Here is a 17,166-nt window from a genome sequence, read left to right on the forward strand (position 1 = left end):
ATCCAACGGTTAATCGAGATTCCGGCGCAACCGCCCCGAAAGGGCGGTCGTGACGGACTGGACCGCTACCAGACAACGGAACCCGAATGGCAGAAACCGCCAAGGAAATCATCCAGGTCAACCTGGAAGACGAGATGCGCAAGAGTTACCTCGATTACGCGATGAGCGTGATCGTGGGGCGCGCACTCCCGGATGCGCGCGATGGCCTCAAGCCGGTGCATCGCCGCGTGCTGTTCGCGATGAGTGAACTCAACGCGCACGCCAACAAGCCTTACTTCAAGTCGGCGCGTATCGTCGGTGACGTCATCGGTAAGTACCACCCGCATGGCGATCAGTCGGTGTACGACACGCTGGTGCGTCTGGCGCAGCCGTTCTCGCTGCGTTACATGCTGGTCGATGGCCAGGGTAACTTCGGTTCGGTCGACGGCGACTCCGCCGCTGCGATGCGATACACCGAAGCCCGCATGTCGCGGCTCACCCATGAGCTGATGGCGGACATCGAGAAGGAAACGGTCGATTTCCAGCCCAACTACGACGAAAAGGAACTGGAGCCGACGGTCATGCCGACCCGGTTCCCGAACCTGCTGGTCAATGGTTCGGCCGGTATCGCGGTGGGCATGGCGACCAACATCCCGCCGCACAACCTGACCGAATCGATCAACGCCTGCATCGCGCTGATCGACAATCCCGAGATCGACGTCGACGGCCTGATGGAGTTCATCCCGGGCCCGGACTTCCCGACCGCGGGCATCATCAACGGCACCGCCGGCATCGTGGCCGGGTACCGGACCGGGCGTGGCCGTGTGCGCATCCGCGCCAAGGCCGAGGTTGAAGTGGCTGACAACGGCCGCGAATCGATCATCGTCACCGAGATTCCGTACCAGGTGAACAAGGCCCGGTTGATCGAGAAGATCGCCGAGCTGGTCAAGGAAAAGAAGCTCGAAGGCATCAGCGAACTGCGCGATGAGTCCGACAAGGACGGCATGCGCATCTTCATCGAGATCAAGCGCGGCGAGTCGGCGGAAGTTGTGTTGAACAACCTCTACCAGCAGACCCAGATGGAGTCGGTGTTCGGCATCAACATGGTGGCGCTGGTCGATGGCCGCCCGCAGTTGATGAACCTCAAGCAGATGCTCGAGGCCTTCGTGCGCCACCGCCGCGAAGTGGTTACCCGCCGCACCGTGTTCGAGCTGCGCAAGGCGCGTGCCCGTGCGCACGTGCTGGAAGGCCTGACCGTCGCGCTGGCCAACATCGACGAGATGATCGAACTGATCAAGACCTCGCCGAACCCCACCGAAGCGCGCGAACGCATGCTCGCCCGCCTGTGGGAGCCGGGTCTGGTCGGCTCGATGCTGGGCGCCGCCGGTGCCGAAGCCTCGCGTCCGGATGATCTGCCCAAGGGTGTGGGCCTGCTCGAGGGCGGCTACCAGCTGACCGAGATCCAGGCGACCCAGATCCTGGAAATGCGCCTGCACCGCCTGACCGGGCTGGAGCAGGACCGCCTGACCGACGAGTACAAGCAGCTGCTGGAAGTGATCGCCGGGCTGATCGAAATCCTGGAGGATCCCGACCGTCTGCTGCAGGTGATCCGCGAAGAGCTGATCAACGTGCGTACCGAGTTCGGTGACGAACGCCGCACCGAGATCCGCCACAGCGAAGAAGACCTGGACATCCTCGACCTGATCGCCCCGGAAGACGTGGTGGTCACCCTGTCGCACGCCGGCTATGCCAAGCGCCAGCCGGTCAGTGCCTACCGGGCCCAGCGCCGCGGTGGCCGTGGCCGCAGCGCCGCGTCGACGAAGGAAGAGGATTTCATCGAACAGCTGTGGCTGGTCAACACGCACGACACGCTGCTGACGTTCACCAGCGCAGGCAAGGTGTTCTGGCTGCCGGTGCATCAGCTGCCGGAAGCCGGTTCCAACGCCCGTGGCCGCCCGATCATCAACTGGATTCCGCTGGAAACCGGTGAGCGGGTGCAGGCCGTGCTGCCGGTCCGTGAGTATGCCGAAGGCCAGTTCGTGTTCTTCGCCACCCGCAACGGTACCGTCAAGAAGACCCCGCTCAGCGAGTTCGCCTTCCGTCTGGCACGCGGCAAGATCGCGATCAACCTCGATGAGGGTGACGCGCTGGTCGGCGTTGGCCTGACCGACGGTGAGCGCGACATCCTGCTGTTCGCCTCCAACGGCAAGACCGTGCGCTTCGGTGAGGACAAGGTCCGCTCGATGGGCCGTACCGCTACCGGCGTGCGCGGCATCAAGATGCCCAAGGGCGAGGAAGTGGTCAGTCTGATCGTGGCCGAGAGTGCAGGCGGCAGTGAGGACGAGAACGAGGACGAGAGCCAGGTCGATGAGACCGTGATCGACAGCGGCGATGCCGTGATCGAGAACGGGGCTGACGACGACAACGCGCTGTACATCCTGACCGCGACCGAGAACGGCTACGGCAAGCGCACCCCGCTGCCGGATTACCCGCGCAAGGGCCGTGGCACGCAGGGCGTGATCGGCATCCAGACCACCGAGCGCAACGGCAAGCTGGTGCGTGCGGTGCTGATGGGGCCGCGCGACGAAGTGCTGCTGATTTCCGATGGTGGCACCCTGGTGCGCACCCGTGGTTCGGAAATCTCGCGCGTCGGCCGCAACACCCAGGGCGTCACCCTGATCCGTCTGTCCAAGGAAGAGAAGCTCCAGGCGGTGGAACGCATGGATGCCTCGCTGGACGAGGGTGTGGAAGAAGAAACATCGGCGGCCGTCGAGGCCAGCCCGGTGGTGGCACCGCCGGAGGCGTAAGGCCTGCCAGTGGGAGTCACACGAAAAACGCCGGCACACGCCGGCGTTTTTCGTTGCAGGGCAGGAACTTGCCGGGTTTCATCGTCGGCTTTGCCGACGTTGGCGAGCGCTGCAAAGAACGCGCAACGTTCACGACCCCGGTGGGATAAGAGCCGCGGGACCGACAGCAACGTCGGCGATCTTCGCGCTTCAGGAGAGACCGATGTCCACCACGACGCAGACCCGCCACCCCCGCCATTGGCTGGTGGCAGTGCTGGCCATTGTCACTCTGTTGCTGGGCGTTGTATTCACCTCAGGCGGCGCCTGGCTCGCCAGCCTCGGTGGTTCCTGGTACTACGTGCTGGCCGGTATCGGACTGCTTATCTCGGGGGGACAGCTGTGGCGGGGCCGGTATAGCGGCGCGTTGTGGTTCGCCCTGGTGTTCGTCGGCACGTTGTTGTGGACGTGGTGGGAGTCAGGCAGCAACTACTGGCGCTGGGTGCCGCGCCTGGGCCTGATCGTGGCCATCGGCTTCGTGCTGTCACTATTGTTGCCGACGCTGGATCGCCCGGTCTCGCGCAAGGTCTCGCGCGGGATCGCCGGCGTGCTGGCCCTCGTGTTCGTGGCGGCCTTTACGCTTGCCTTCGTGCCGCACGGCGTCACCGCTGCCGAGGGCGCGTTCCCGGAGCCGATGACCAGCACCGGCCTGGCGCCGACCGCCGATGCGCCGCTGCAGCCGGCCGATCGCCCGGTCGATGGCGATTGGGCCGCCTACGGCCGCAATAACGCCGCGACGCGTTTCTCGCCCCTGCAGCAGATCACCCCGGACAACGTGGGCAAGCTCGAGCAGGCCTGGTTGTTCCGCACCGGTGACCTGCCCGAGAAGCGCTGGGGCGCGGAAACCACGCCGCTGAAAGTCGGCGACAGCCTGTACCTGTGCACCGCGCGCAACCAGCTGGTCGCGCTCAACGCCGCCGACGGCACCGAGCGCTGGCGCTACAACCCGAAGATCAAGGACACCTCCATTCCGTACACCGCGGCCTGCCGTGGGGTCTCCTATTACGAAGTGCCGGCCACTGCGCAGGATGCTGCATTCAATGACGTCGCAGCGGATCTTGCCGTCCCGAGTGGCGTGCCGGTGCTGACCCAGGTGCCGCGTGGCGCCTGCGCCACCCGCATCATCGAAGGCACGCTGGATGGTCGCCTGATCGCGGTCGATGCCGCGACCGGCAAGCCGTGCACAGGCTTCGGCAACAATGGCCAGGTCGACATCACCGTCGGCATGGGCGACAGTCCGGCCGGGTATGTCTCCATCACCTCGCCGCCGGCGATCGTGCAGGGCGTGATCGTGACCGGTCACCAGGTGCTGGATGGCCAGCGTCGCGACGCCCCCTCCGGCGTGATCCAGGCCTACGACGCCGTCACCGGCAAGCTGCGCTGGGCCTGGGACATGGTCCGCCCCGATCGCAATGGTGCACCGCCGGCGGGTGAGACCTATACCCGCGGCACGCCGAACATGTGGACTACCGCGACCGGCGACGACGAACTCGGCCTGGTCTACCTGCCGATGGGCAACTCGGCCGGCGATTACTGGAGTGGCTCGCGCACCGAGAACGAAAACAGATACGCCACGTCGCTGGTCGCCATCGACGTCAACACCGGCAAGCCGGCCTGGCACTTCCAGGCGGTGCGCAAGGATGTCTGGGATTACGACATGGGCTCCCAGGCGACGCTGATCGACTACCCGACCGCCGCCGGCAAAGTCCCGGCGCTGCTGCTGCCGACCAAGCAGGGCGACATGTACATCCTCGACCGCCGCACCGGCAAGCTGCTGACTCCGGCCGAAGAGCGCAAGGTCCCGACCGGTGGTGTCGAGCCGGAACAGCGTTCCCCGACCCAGTTGTTCTCGCTGTATCACACGCTGCGCAAGCCGGACCTCACCGAGCGCGACATGTGGGGGATGACCCCGATCGATCAGCTGGTCTGCCGCATCCAGTTCCGCAAGGCCAGCTACGAAGGCTTCTACACCCCGCCAACGGCGGACCGTCATTCCATCGAATACCCTGGTTACAACGGCGGTTCGGACTGGGGCAGTGTCTCCGTGGACCCGCGCCGTGGCGTGATCGTGGCCAACTACAACGACATGCCCAACTACAACCGGCTGGTGCCGCGCGAAAAGGCGGACAAGCTGGGCTGGCTGCCGCGCGAGGACGTCAAAGCGGACAAGGGCGGCGCGGAAGGCGCGGGGGATCCGCAGGTGGGCACGCCGTACGCCATCGACGTCAACGCCGGTTGGCGCCTGCCGTTTACCAAGCTGTTGTGCAAGGAGCCGCCCTACGGTGGCATCCGCGCGGTCGACCTGCGCACCGGCAAGACGCTGTGGGATCGCCCGTTCGGCAGTGCGCGCGGCAATGGCCCGTTCGGCATCCGCTCCGGTCTGCCGATCGAGATCGGCACGCCCAACAACGGTGGCTCGGTGGTCACCGCCAGCGGACTGATCTTCATTGCGGCGGCGACCGATGATCTGCTGCGCGCGATCGATCTGAAAACCGGCAAGGAACTCTGGCATGCGAAGCTGCCTGCCGGCGGCCAGGCCAACCCGATGATCTATGCATTTGGCGGGCGCCAGTACGTGGTCATCATGGCCGGCGGCCACCACTTCATGGAGACCCCAGCGGGCGATTACGTGATTGCCTACGCGCTGCCCAAGGGGTGAAAGGCGGGCGACGAACCGCGCCCCGGGTTGCCATCGTGGCTGCGCTGCGTCGTGTCCGGTTTGGTCACGCGACTACAGTGCTCCACGCAAAACTCTGACAAGCGGGCGTGTTTTCTCCCGCTTAGGTGCGCTGGCATCCACTGCCATGATGGGCGGATGCCTAGTTCATGTGTTTCAGACGGGCGATGTTCGCTGCAAAACGCCTGCTACGTCGTCACCGCCGTCACCACCAATCATTCCCCTCTTTTTACTCAGCACGCCAATGCGCAGGATGTCGTGCACTGGCTGCGTGCCTCGGATGCTGAAAAACGCACGGAATCGCTGGCCTGGGTCGTCATGCCCGATTGCGTGCACTGGCTGTTCCGCCTGCGCACCACGCGCCTCTCATCCGTGGTGAGCTCGCTCAAATCGCGTTCGGCCCAGGCACTCAAACAGCGAAATGCTGCCTGTGGCCGGGTCTGGCAGCCGGGCTACTACGACCAGCTCCAACGCGACGAGCGTCAACTGCTGGCACGCGCCACCGACATCCTGTCCAGCCCGATACGTGCCGGGTTGGCCCAGGGGCTGCACGGTTATCCGTTCGCGTGGTGCCGCTGGCCGGTGTGAGCTACGCCGGTACCCGCACCATTTTCCGCATCAGATGCTCCACCACACCCGTCGGATCCGCGGTGCGGCCCACATGCGTGCTCGACATCTGCACCACCGAGCTGCGCTTGGCGGTCAGAAAATGGAAGCGTGCGCGCGCCGGCAACTGCGCGATCGGGCCAGCGTTCGCGTCGCCGCGGCAGATCGCCACGATGGCATCCAGCCACGGCTGCAGGCCTTCGATATCCAGCGAAGGCGCGAACGCGCGCAACCGTTCCAGATCCAGCTCGATCGCTGCTTCCAGGTGCTTGGCACCCGGGCAGGACACGATCACCCCGACGTTGATGAACTCCTCGCGTTCGACGCGGGGCACCACGCGGATCACCGCATAGTCATACGTGTGCAGTGTGGGCACGGACGGCCTCCTGGACAAAGGCGGCGCGCACGCGAAGGCGGTGCTGCAGGTAATCGATATAGGCCTGGCGGTAGGCCGTCGGGCTGTCGAACGCGGGTTCGTCCACCAGCCAGCTGTCCGGCACCAGGCCGACGATGCGTTCGATCTCCGCATCGGGCAGCATCGCCGCCAGCCCGGCATCGACCTCGGCAATCTGCGTGGCGAACGGCAGCAGCACATGATCGCGGATCAGCACGAACGGCTTCTTGCACGCCTCGCCAGCGCTGGCCCAGTCGTGATGGAAGTACATCGCCGCACCATGGTCGATCAGGTACAGCTTGCGGTGCCACACCATCAGATTGGGATTGCGCGCGGTGCGGTCCACATTGCTGGTGAACGCATCGAACCACACGATCTTCGAAGCGAGTTCCGCATCGGGGTGCATCGCTGCCGGGTCGTAGTTGATCGCGCCGGGCAGATAATCGCTGCCCAGGTTCAGGCCTTCACTGGCGCGTATCAGGTCCTGGATTTCCGGATCCGGTTCGGTACGCGCGAACTCGCGGTCCAGCTCGACGAACAGGATCTCTGGAATCGGCAAGCCGAGCGTCCGCGCGATTTCGCCTGCAATCAGTTCGGCGATCAGGGCCTTTGGGCCTTGGCCGGCGCCACGGAATTTAAGCACCACCATGCCATCGTCGTCGGTCTCGACCACGGCGGGCAGGGAGCCGCCTTCACGCAGCGGGGTGACATAACGGAGGGCGTGCACGGTTCGCACAGCGGAACCCGGAAGCAATGGAACGACAAGGGTACCGCACGATACCGGTCTCGATGTCCGCCGGTCATTCCTTCTGGCCCATCTTCGGGAAGGGCGGCAGTGCTAGATTCGAGAGGTGCCGACCGACGACCCTGCCGTGCCGGCTCCCACCATATCCAAGGGGACACGCATGCTTGCTCGTACGTTCTGGTCCACGGCGTTCACCGTGACAGCCTTCGCCACGCTGGGCACGATGCCCGCCCATGCCGGTGGCTACGCCACACCACCGGAGAGCCTGCTCAAGGTGCTCAAGGCACCGCCGCCGCCGACACCCAGTGTCGACCCGACCGGGCAGCGCCTGCTGCTGACCACCACGCAGACCTATCCCTCGATCACCCGCGTCGCCCAGCCCTATCTGAAGCTGGCCGGTGTGCGCCTGGAGCTGAAGAACCGCAGCCGCCATGACACCCCCGGTGGCTACGGCATTCCTCCGTGCGTGGGCGACTTCACCGTGGTGGAGACCACCACCGGCCGCTCCACCAAGGTGGTGCTACCCAACGGGTGCGCCGGCATGGCGCAGTGGTCGGCCGACGGCCAGCGCTTCGCGTTCCAGAATGTGGTCGATGACAGCGTGCAGCTGTGGGTCGGCGATGCGGTCACCGGCCAGGTCCGCCAGGTCCCCAACGTCGCGCTCAACCCGATCTTCGGCAGCACCGTGCAGTGGCTCGGTGGCAGCCAGCAGCTGCTGGTCAAGCTGGTGCCCGCCAGGCAGGGCCCGGCACCGTCTGCGGACGGCGCGATCGGCCCAGACATCCAGGAGTCGCTGGGGACTGCCGGTGAGAGCAGCACCTATGAGGCACGCGATACGCTGACCAGTGCCTACGATGAAGCGCTGTTCGCCTATTACGGCCAGTCGCAGCTGGCGGTGGTGGATACCGCGGCCAACACCGTGCGCACGGTCGGCACACCGGCGCTGCTGGACAGCGTCGGAGCCGCACCGGATGGCGTGCACGTGCTCACCAGGACGCTCAAAGCGCCGTTCTCACACGCGGTGACCTACCAGCGTTTCGCCAATGACGTGGCGGTGCTGGATGTGTCCAGCGGCCGCAGTACGCCGATCGCCAGCCTGCCGCTGGCCGACCGCGTGCCCGTGCATGGCGTGCCGGAAGGCCCGCGTGATTTCGATTGGCGCGCCACCGATCCAGCCACGCTGGTGTATGCCGAAGCCTTGGACAAAGGCGATTGGAAAGTCACCGTCCCGCACCGCGACCGCGTGCTGATGCTCAGGGCTCCGTTCACCGCCAAGCCGACCGAGATCGCCCGCACCGCGCAGCGCTTCGAAGGCCTTGCGTGGACCGCGCAACCTGACGTTGCTTTCCTGGATGAGAACGACGAAAACCGGCACTGGCGCCAGACCCGCATCGTCAACGTGGACAACCCGAAGCAGGAAGGTCGCCTGCTGTGGGATATCTCCAGTGATGAGCTGTACGAAGATCCGGGCAATTTCGTTTACCAGCGCCTACCCACCGGCGCCTACGTGGTGCGCCAGGAAGGCAATAGCGTGTTCCTGCGCGGGCAGGGCGCTTCGCCGCAGGGGGATCGTCCCTTCCTGGATGCACTCAACCTCGACAGCCTGAAAACCGAGCGCCTGTTCCGCAGCGATGCCGATGCCTATGAGCAGTTCATCGGCTTCAGCGCGATCCCGGGCCACCTCCTCACCTGGCACCAGTCGGTGACCGATGCGCCGAATGCCTTCGTGCGCCTGCTCGGCGAACCGGTCGCCGGCGCCCAGCCAGGCGAAGCGCAGTTCGCGTCCAAACCGGATGCACTGACCCATCTGGTGGATCCGACCCCCGAAGTGCGTGAGATCAAGAAGCGCCTGGTCACCTACAAGCGCGCCGATGGCGTGGACCTGTCGTTCACCCTGTACACGCCGCCGGGTTACAAGGAAGGCCAGCGTGTGCCGGCGATTCTCTACGCGTACCCGGCCGACTTCGCCAACGCGGCGCAGGCAGGGCAGGTGTCCGGTTCGCAGCAGACCTTCACCCGTCTGGCACCGTACCGGCTGATGCTGCTGGCCGGTTACGCGATCATCGATAACGCCTCGTTCCCGATCGTCGGCGATCCGAAAACCGCCTACAACACGTATCTGGAACAGCTTGAAGCCGATGCAAAGGCCGCGGTGGACAAGGCCGTGGACCTGGGCGTGGTCGATCGCAACCGGATCGGTGTCACCGGTCACAGCCACGGTGGCCTGATGACCGCGAACCTGATCGCGCATACCGACCTGTTCAAGGCCGGGGTCGCCACCAGTGGTTCCTACAACAAGACCTTCACCCCGTTCGGCTTCCAGAACGAACGCCGCTCGGTCTGGCAGGCGCAGGACGTTTACCTGAAGGCCTCGCCGTTCTTCTACGCCGACAAGATCAAGCTGCCGCTGCTGCTGGTCCACGGCGAGGATGACGCTAACCCGGGCACCGAGCCGTTCCAGTCGCGCAAGCTGTTCCAGGCGATCCGCGGCAATGGCGGCACGACCCGACTGGTGATGCTGCCGCACGAACCGCACTGGTATACCGCACTGGAATCCAATGAGCAGCTGGTGTCGGAAATGCTGAGCTGGTTCGACACCTATGTGAAGAATGCGCCGCCGCCAAAGCACTGAGGCGCGACATCGGTAGCGCCGCTGGTCCCTCGGCTGCGCTTCGCATCAGACCCACGGCCGCCCTCAATGGGCGGCCGTTCTGCATTCCTGGGCGGGGGAGGGAATTACACTCGGGTCAGACCACAAGGACGCAGGCATGGATATCCAGTCTTGGGGACCGGCGGGCAGCGGGATCGTCGGCGGCATCATTGCAACCTGGCTCGTTGCGTACTGGGCGAGGGGATTGCAGACGCACTACCGTGGCTGGTCCCGGGCCGCGCTGCGGCGCCGCCACCGCACCACGATCCGGGTCGCCAACATCCTGTTCTTCGCGGGGCTGTTCAGTGGCTTGGCCCTGTACCCGCTGGGCGGATTTGCCCACAACGATCATCGGCCGGCATTTCTCGGCTTCGGGCTCGCCTCGCTGTTGCCCCTGCTGGCATTGGTCGTCATTCCGTTCCTGACCGGCCGAAGCGTACGGGAAGCGTTCGTTGCCTTCGCGATCGGCCAAGGCGCGCCGGTATGGGCCACCTATCTGCCGCTGGCTGGCGGCCTGGTCTGTCTGGTCGTGGCACTGGTGGGCTTTCTTTCTAGTGGCAGTTGAAACGCTGGCCCCATGCCCGACGGGTGGACCTCGCCGATGCCGGCAGGCAAAGTGCGCTTCAAGGGGATGACGGGTACCGGGGAATGAGGGATCGAATGCAGCAGACACCATTACACCTCACCGCTACCGCCACGCGGCGTCGGTGCAGCCGCTGGCTGTTCGTCCTGGCAGCGCTGGCGTGCGCCCCGCTGTTGGCGGCTGCGCAGACTGTTCCAGCGTCCGTTGATTCCGTACCGCAGGATCCCGACCGCCCCCGCAACTGTTTGGTCCTTGGCGGTGGCGGTGCCCGCGGCGCGGCCCATATCGGCGTGCTCAAGGTGCTCGAGCGCGAGCGCGTGCCGATCGATTGCATCGTCGGCACTTCAATGGGCGCGGTGGTCGGCGGCTTGTATGCCTCTGGCTACACGGCCGACGAGATCGAGGCGGTGCTGGACCGGATCGACTGGGCCGAGGTGCTGCGCGACAAGCCGCCACGCGATGAGCGCAGCATGCGCCGCAAGGAAGATGACCTGCGCCTGCTGGGCGGCGTCGAAGTCGGCCTGAGCAACGGCAAGATCGCCTTCCCGCAGGGGCTGATCCAGGGCCAGAAGCTGGAGATGCTGCTGCGCCGCCTGCTGCTGCCGACCTGGCAGGTGCGCGATTTCGATCATCTGCCGATTCCGTTCCGGGCCATCGCCACTGATATCGTCAGCGGCGAGAAGGTGGTGTTCGGGCAGGGCGATCTGGCCCTGGCCATCCGCGCGAGCATGTCGGTGCCGGGCGTGTTCGCGCCGGTCCGCTATGAGGGCCATCTGCTGGTCGATGGCGGGGTGGTCGACAACGTGCCGATCGATGAAGCGCGTCGGCTGGGCGCGCAGCGGCTGATCGTCTCGCGGGTGGGCTCGCCGCTGATGACCGAGGCGCAGCTGGATTCGCCGCTGGCGATCAGCCACCAGATGGCCAGCGTGCTGATGCAGCGCGAAGTGCTGGCGCAGCTGGCCACGCTCGGCTCGCAGGATCTGCTGATCACACCGCCGCTGGGCGAGATGGGCAGCCAGGACTTCAACCGCTCGCCACAGGCGGTCGGCGTCGGCGAGCAGGCCGCGCAGGCCGAGGTGGCGGCGGTTCGTCGCTTCCAGGTGGACGACACCCGCTACGCCACCTTCCAGCGCCAGCATCGCCCGCCAGCCTACGAGACGCCGATCGTGGCCTTCATCGATGTGCTGCGCGATAAAACGCGTACCGCACGCTACATCGAGCAGCGCCTGCAGCCGGAGGTCGGTCAACCGCTGGCGCCGGACCGCGTGGAGCAGAAGGTCGCCACGGCCTACGGCGAAGGCCGCTACCAGCAGGTGCAGTGGCGGCTGGAGGAGCGCGACGGGCAGCAGGGTCTGGTACTGGCGCCCCAGGACAAGCGGTGGGGGCCGGATTTCCTGCATTTCGCGCTGCGCCTGTCCGATGATTTCGACGGCAGCAGCAACTACCAGCTCATCACGGAGCTGACCCGCACCGGTCTCAGCGAGCAGGGCGCGGAGCTGAAACTGCGCGTTGGGCTGGGCGAAGTGGAAGAGGCGTTCGCCGAGTACTACCGGCCGTTCGGCAGCAGTGGCCGGCATGCATTGTCGACCTATGCCAAATACCGCGCCACCGATCTGGACCTGGCGCTGATGCGCGGCGGCGCACTCGCCGAGTTCCGTTACAGCCAGTGGCTGGGTGGACTGCGCTGGGCGTATTCGCCACATCCGGATTGGGAAATCGCGCTCTTCGGCGAACGCGGCCGTGAGCGCCTGCGCTTGGACGTCGGCAACCCCACCGAGCTGGGCAATTACCGCGCCGACATGGGCAGCGTCGGCTGGCAGCTGCGCCACGATTCGATCGACAGCTCGGCCTTCCCCAGTCGCGGCCAGCGCGTGTCACTGACGCGCCAGCACTATCTCGATGCGCTCGGCACCGACAATTCGGCGGCGGTGACGCGGGTGCAGTGGGATGGGGCATGGGCGCACGGTCAGAACCGCTGGCTGGGTGGGCTGCGTGCGTCCTCCGCGCACGGTGGCGATGATCTGCTGGCCACCTACGGCTTCCTGGGCGGGCTGGGCAATCTGTCCGGCTATCCGGAAGAATCCATCTTCGCGCCGCAGACCGCGCTGGCCCGGGTGGTGTATTACCGTCGCGTCGCGCACGCCGATTCGCTGCTGACCATCCCGCTGTACGTCGGCGGCAGCGTGGAGTGGGGCGGATTCTGGCAGCGCCGCGAGGATGTCAGCCTGGATGGCATGCAGACCGCAGGCAGCCTGTTCGTCGGCGCCGATACGTTCCTGGGGCCGGTGTTTCTTGGCTACGGCCGCGCGCAGGGCGGGCACAACTCGTTCTATCTGACTTTTGGCTCACTGCTGCGGACGCTGGATGGGTTCTGATGGGCTCTGCGCTTTATGCTGTGCAGCCATGGTGTTGATGTGATGCCGATGAAATCGATGTTCCTGGCTGTGGTTCTCCTGCTGTCTGCCGGCCACGTGCATGCCGCTGATGCACCGTCGCTGCCCGCAGCGTGGACGCAGATCGGCATTACCGTGGGGATGCCGTACGCGCAGGCCAAGGCGCTGCTCATCAAGGCCGGATGGCTCGCATCCGCGCCCGACAACGAGGGCACGCCCGTCTTTGCCGCGCATCCCGAGGTGGATTGCGGGCAGGGCTGGGACGCGATCTGCTCGGCAGGCTTCCATCGCGGAAACGAGGCTTACGGGTTGGTGCTCACACCGACCGATGACGACAAACTGCTGGTGCAAGGCGTCTTCTGAAAGGAGCTGATACGGATGTCAGACCGCACTGTGGTGGTATTTGATTTCGACTTGACGCTGACCCGCTGGGAAACGGCAAGCCGGTTCTTCAAAAGTCTGCTGCGCCGCCAGCCATGGCGGATCACCGGTGTCGTGCTCGCGCTGCCGGTGCTGGTGCCGCTCTGGGCACTACCGCCCACGCGACGGAGGCCGGTACGCTTCGCGGTGTGGATGGCGACGTTCGGACGCAGCCGCGAGGCGCTGGCCAAGCTCGCCGTGGCGCATGCCGACGAGGTATTCGCCGGCCCGGCGCCTGTGTTCCTGCCTGAGGGCGTTGAACGACTGCGCCACCATCTTGCCCAGGGCGACGAGGTTGTCATCGCCACCGGCTGCTGGGAGCCGTTGGCGCGCGCGTTGCTGGAACGCGAAGGTCTGAAGGACGTACCGCTGGTCGCCTCGACCCTGCGGCCGTGTGTCGGCGGTTGGGTGAGCGAAAACCACTGCCTCGGTGAGAACAAGATTCCCATGCTGACCGAGCGCGGCTATCCGCCACCGTGGCGCATCGCCTACACCGATCATCGCGCGGATCTGCCACTGCTGCGCAACAGCGAGCAGTGGTATCTGATCAGTCCGGAGGGGAAGTGCCTGCGCGTGATCGAACAGGCGATGGCGGCCAAGGCCATTATCCTGCCTTGGCGCGTGGTCTGAACGCCGCAGCCACCCGTCGGGCCGGCCGTTTTCCAGGCAACGCCGGTGCCGCTTTGCCCGCTGGAGCGCTGGGCCCATCGCGCATTTGATCCCGTCGCACTGCAGCTTGTGCGGTGGGTGGCCGATCGCGGAGACTGCCGGCTTGCCCTTACCGGAGCGCTGCATCGTGCCAGCCTTGACCCGTCCCTTCGCCCTTGCCGCCGGCCTGGTGCTGTGCGCGCTTCAACCACTCGCCCAGGCGCAGGATCGCCCTGCGACCAATCCGCTGTATCTGGTGCCTGCCGACAAGGCGACGCCCGCGCAGATCACGGAGATGCAGCAGCGCCTGCTGGACTGGCCGCAGCTGCAGCGCTACCGCGCCGAGAACGCCGCCCTGGCACCCGTTGCGCCCGGGACGAAGCGCGTGGTGTTCTACGGCGACTCGATCACCGAGGGCTGGGGACCGACTGGCAGTGATCGCTTCTTCCCGGGCAAGCCCTACGTCAACCGCGGTATTTCGGGACAGACCACGGCGCAGATGCTGGTGCGTTTCCAGCAGGACGTCATCGCGCTGAAACCGGCGCTGGTGGTGATCCTCGCCGGCACCAACGATATCGCCGGCAATACCGGGCCAACCACGCAGGCGATGATCGAGGACAACCTGCACGCTATGGTGGAACTGGCGCAGGCGCACAACATCCGCATCGTGCTCGCCTCGGTGCTGCCGGTCAGCGATTACCCGTGGCAGCCGGGCGTGCAGCCCGCCGGCAAAGTGACCGCGCTCAACCAGGCCCTGCGCGCCTATGCCGAGCAACAGGGCGTGGTCTATCTGGACTACCACACGGCCCTGACCAACAAGGACGGCGGCCTGGATCCCGAGCTGGCCAGCGATGGCGTGCATCCCACGCCGGCCGGTTACGCCAAGATGGTGCCGCTGGCCGAGGCTGCCGTCACCAAGGCACTGGCGCGCTGAGACTGGGTTCCAGCCGGCTGGCCCAACCAGAGCGCAACGACGTCAGTCGAAGCGCCAGCGTACGCCGGCATACACACCGCGCCCATCACCCGGCGTGGAGCGGGCCACATCCCGGCCTGCGTCGTCGTAGCCCGGGATGACCGTGGCGGCGTAGTGGCGGTCGGTGAGGTTGCGCAGCTCGGCCCAGGCCTGCCAGCGGCCGCCGGCGGCGTCATAGCCGATGCGGGTGCCGAAGATCACGTGGCTGTCGGCGGCCATGCTGTTGGCATAGTCGACGAACATCTTCGACGCGTACTCGGTGTTCAGCCCGGCGTAGAAGCCGGCCGGGTGGTCGTAGCGCAGTTCGGCCTGGTAGTAGTGGCGCGGCAGGCCGGGCAGGCGGTTGCTGCCGAAGCGCGCATCGTCGCGGTAGCGGAAGTCGCTGAAGGTGTAGGCCTGGCGCAGCGACAGCCGACCGCCGACGCCCTGCCACAGCGCACTGTCCAGACCAGCTTCGATGCCGCGGTGCACGGTCGGGCTGGCATTGGATTCGGCAATGAACAGGTTCGGTACCGGCCGCACTTCCACGGTGAGCAGTTCGTGGTTGAGCCGCGCGTAATAGCCGGTCAGCTCCCAGCGGCCGAGCGCGTTGTCGCCGCGTGCACCCAGTTCCAGCGTGGTCGCGGTCTGGTTGTCGAGCTGCACCGGCGCGCGCTGGCGGCCGGTCGAGGCGCCATTGCCGGCGGCGAAGTACTGGTTGGAACCCCAGATCATCGACCACGGATGCGCCGGTTCCACCGAGCGACTCAGGTTGCCGAACCACTGCGTCTGCGGGGTCTGCTGCCAGGTGAAGCCCAGCCGCGGCGCGAAATCCCACTGGCGCTCGGACAATTTCTCCGGCGTCGCGGGCCAGGTGACCTGCACATCGCGGCGGGTGTGGATCAACGCCATGCCGGTCTGCAGGCGCAGCGTGTCGCTCAGCGCCAGATCATTGCCGACGTGGAGCACGCTGTCGGTGCCGTAATGCTCAAAGTCGCGGGTGTGCGTGCCGGCTGCATACCCGTTGCTGGAAAAGCGCAGGGTCTCGCGCACGTTGGCATCCAGATCGTGGGTGACGCGCACGCCGATCGTGGTCACGCTGTCATGCCCGAACAGCGCGTGCCGTCGGCGGTAGTCGAGCGTGCCGTTGAGGTTGGCGTAATCCAGCTGCTGGCGGTACAGGCTCTCGTTCAAGTCCATCGGGTACTTGTGATACACGAGGCCGGCCTGCAGCGATGAATCTTCATCGATCGTGTAGGTGGTGGTGTTGCCGATCCAGGTGCTGCCCGGCTGCGGCCGGCGCGCATCGATGGCCACGTTGGCCGGATTGGCGGCGCGGGGATCGTTGCGGATCTGCGCGCGGGTCAGGCGCCCCGGGGTTTCGTGATCGGTCTCGCGGTAGCGCAGGAAGAAGCGCGTCTCCAGTTGCGGCGTGAGCTGCCAGCCGATGTTGGCCACCGCACCCTTGCCCTTGCCGGCGGCGTGCTGCTGATAGCCGTCGTACTCGGTGTCGGTGTAGGCCAGGAAATAGTCGACAGCGTCGTGCACGCCGCCGACGCTGATGCCTCGCTTCTGGTACCCGCGTGCGCCGGCTTCGTAGTGCAGCTCCAGCCCCGGCGTATCGCGGCCGCTGCGGGTGATGTAGTTGATCGCACCGCCCAAGGCCAACGCGCCGCGCTCGAACCCGTTGGCACCCCGCAGCACCTCGACACGGCTCAGCCACAGCGGCTCCAGCAGCTCGTAGGGCGTGCCACCCGGGCCGGTCAGGGGCAGGCCGTCCAGCGAGACCGACAGGCCGGAGGCATGCGCACCCGGCGCGCGGTTGAGGCCCGAGCCCCGGATGGAGACCTTGACGCCTTCATTGCCGGCGCTCTGCGCGCTGATGCCGGGCTGGTACGCCAGTACATCGGCCGTGCCGGCGACGCGGCCCTGGCCGACCTGCGCCAGATCCACCACGTTGCCTGCACCGGGGACCCGGTCGAGCGCGCGGCGCGCGGCCTGGGTGGCATCGGCGGCGGTGACGTTCACTGCATTCAGCGTGACGGCCTGGCCGGCGGGCGCGGCATTGACGGTACTGGTGGCGGCAAGGCTGGCGAGCAGGGCGGCGGCCAGCAGGGACAGGGCAGGGGCGGTGGAACGATGCGGGAGGGTAGTCATTCGTGCGCGGTATCAGTGCGGACAGCGCCCACGTCGCCGCGGCACCCTGTCAACTTCATGTGGGGCGCGCAAGTTAACAGGATGTTGCGTGTTCGTCACCCGTGTGGGGCGTATGGGGG

General features: G+C 66.3%; 12 protein-coding genes. 9 read left to right on the top strand and 3 right to left on the bottom strand.

Features of this window, described 5'->3' with window-relative positions:
• Positions 1 to 86: 86 nt before the first annotated feature.
• The 3 genes from gyrA to AC13F7_RS11835 all read left to right on the top strand — a co-directional run bounded on the left by gyrA (position 87) and on the right by AC13F7_RS11835 (position 6,087).
• Positions 87 to 2,786 (top strand): DNA gyrase subunit A, encoded by a 2,700-nt coding sequence (gene gyrA, locus AC13F7_RS11825; RefSeq protein ID WP_481470669.1) that lies wholly within the window; start codon positions 87 to 89, stop codon positions 2,784 to 2,786.
• A 202-nt stretch (positions 2,787 to 2,988) separates the two neighbouring features.
• The gene (locus AC13F7_RS11830) at positions 2,989 to 5,481 is read left to right on the top strand and encodes a membrane-bound PQQ-dependent dehydrogenase, glucose/quinate/shikimate family (protein ID WP_483000500.1); all 2,493 of its coding nucleotides are present in this window, start codon (positions 2,989 to 2,991) and stop codon (positions 5,479 to 5,481) included.
• 156 nt (positions 5,482 to 5,637) lie between these two features.
• Positions 5,638 to 6,087, top strand: a complete 450-nt coding sequence (locus AC13F7_RS11835; RefSeq protein WP_483000501.1) for an REP-associated tyrosine transposase — start codon at positions 5,638 to 5,640, stop codon at positions 6,085 to 6,087.
• A 1-nt stretch (position 6,088) separates the two neighbouring features.
• Here AC13F7_RS11835 and AC13F7_RS11840 read toward each other — a convergent pair whose 3' ends face one another.
• Together AC13F7_RS11840 and AC13F7_RS11845 are read right to left on the bottom strand one after the other, a co-directional pair.
• On the bottom strand, positions 6,089 to 6,481 hold the full coding sequence (locus tag AC13F7_RS11840) for a DUF3037 domain-containing protein (RefSeq protein ID WP_481470666.1): 393 nt from the start codon (positions 6,479 to 6,481) through the stop codon (positions 6,089 to 6,091).
• Positions 6,459 to 7,235, bottom strand: a complete 777-nt coding sequence (locus AC13F7_RS11845) for a HipA family kinase (RefSeq protein ID WP_483000502.1) — start codon at positions 7,233 to 7,235, stop codon at positions 6,459 to 6,461. Before AC13F7_RS11845 ends, AC13F7_RS11840 begins: the two co-directional genes overlap by 23 nt.
• A gap of 169 nt (positions 7,236 to 7,404) precedes the next feature.
• Between AC13F7_RS11845 and AC13F7_RS11850 the strand changes: the two genes are divergently transcribed.
• The 6 genes from AC13F7_RS11850 to AC13F7_RS11875 all read left to right on the top strand — a co-directional run bounded on the left by AC13F7_RS11850 (position 7,405) and on the right by AC13F7_RS11875 (position 14,872).
• Positions 7,405 to 9,876 (top strand): S9 family peptidase, encoded by a 2,472-nt coding sequence (locus AC13F7_RS11850; RefSeq protein WP_483000506.1) that lies wholly within the window; start codon positions 7,405 to 7,407, stop codon positions 9,874 to 9,876.
• Between the two features lie 136 nt (positions 9,877 to 10,012).
• The gene (locus AC13F7_RS11855; protein WP_483000508.1) at positions 10,013 to 10,459 is read left to right on the top strand and encodes a hypothetical protein; all 447 of its coding nucleotides are present in this window, start codon (positions 10,013 to 10,015) and stop codon (positions 10,457 to 10,459) included.
• A gap of 263 nt (positions 10,460 to 10,722) precedes the next feature.
• Positions 10,723 to 12,852, top strand: a complete 2,130-nt coding sequence (locus tag AC13F7_RS11860; RefSeq protein WP_483000512.1) for a patatin-like phospholipase family protein — start codon at positions 10,723 to 10,725, stop codon at positions 12,850 to 12,852.
• 48 nt (positions 12,853 to 12,900) lie between these two features.
• A complete protein-coding gene (locus AC13F7_RS11865; protein WP_123729636.1) occupies positions 12,901 to 13,233 on the top strand; it encodes a hypothetical protein in 333 nt (110 codons plus the stop codon).
• 15 nt (positions 13,234 to 13,248) lie between these two features.
• Positions 13,249 to 13,920 (top strand): HAD family hydrolase, encoded by a 672-nt coding sequence (locus AC13F7_RS11870; protein WP_483000516.1) that lies wholly within the window; start codon positions 13,249 to 13,251, stop codon positions 13,918 to 13,920.
• Between the two features lie 175 nt (positions 13,921 to 14,095).
• Positions 14,096 to 14,872 (top strand): SGNH/GDSL hydrolase family protein, encoded by a 777-nt coding sequence (locus AC13F7_RS11875; protein ID WP_483000520.1) that lies wholly within the window; start codon positions 14,096 to 14,098, stop codon positions 14,870 to 14,872.
• Between the two features lie 42 nt (positions 14,873 to 14,914).
• Here the strand turns inward: AC13F7_RS11875 and AC13F7_RS11880 are convergent, their stop codons facing one another.
• Positions 14,915 to 17,047 (bottom strand): TonB-dependent receptor family protein, encoded by a 2,133-nt coding sequence (locus AC13F7_RS11880; protein WP_483000525.1) that lies wholly within the window; start codon positions 17,045 to 17,047, stop codon positions 14,915 to 14,917.
• Between the last annotated feature and the right edge of the window lie 119 nt (positions 17,048 to 17,166).

The organism is Stenotrophomonas sp. K-6 (assembly GCF_056861555.1).

Excerpts from the sequence above, each read along its gene's own strand:
- gyrA (WP_481470669.1), top strand. The coding sequence starts at position 87 with ATGGCAGAAACCGCCAAGGAAATCATCCAGGTCAACCTGGAAGACGAG.
- AC13F7_RS11830 (WP_483000500.1), top strand. The coding sequence starts at position 2,989 with ATGTCCACCACGACGCAGACCCGCCACCCCCGCCATTGGCTGGTGGCA.
- AC13F7_RS11835 (WP_483000501.1), top strand. The coding sequence starts at position 5,638 with ATGCCTAGTTCATGTGTTTCAGACGGGCGATGTTCGCTGCAAAACGCC.
- AC13F7_RS11850 (WP_483000506.1), top strand. The coding sequence starts at position 7,405 with ATGCTTGCTCGTACGTTCTGGTCCACGGCGTTCACCGTGACAGCCTTC.
- AC13F7_RS11855 (WP_483000508.1), top strand. The coding sequence starts at position 10,013 with ATGGATATCCAGTCTTGGGGACCGGCGGGCAGCGGGATCGTCGGCGGC.
- AC13F7_RS11865 (WP_123729636.1), top strand. The coding sequence starts at position 12,901 with ATGAAATCGATGTTCCTGGCTGTGGTTCTCCTGCTGTCTGCCGGCCAC.
- AC13F7_RS11870 (WP_483000516.1), top strand. The coding sequence starts at position 13,249 with ATGTCAGACCGCACTGTGGTGGTATTTGATTTCGACTTGACGCTGACC.
- AC13F7_RS11880 (WP_483000525.1), bottom strand. The coding sequence starts at position 17,047 with ATGACTACCCTCCCGCATCGTTCCACCGCCCCTGCCCTGTCCCTGCTG.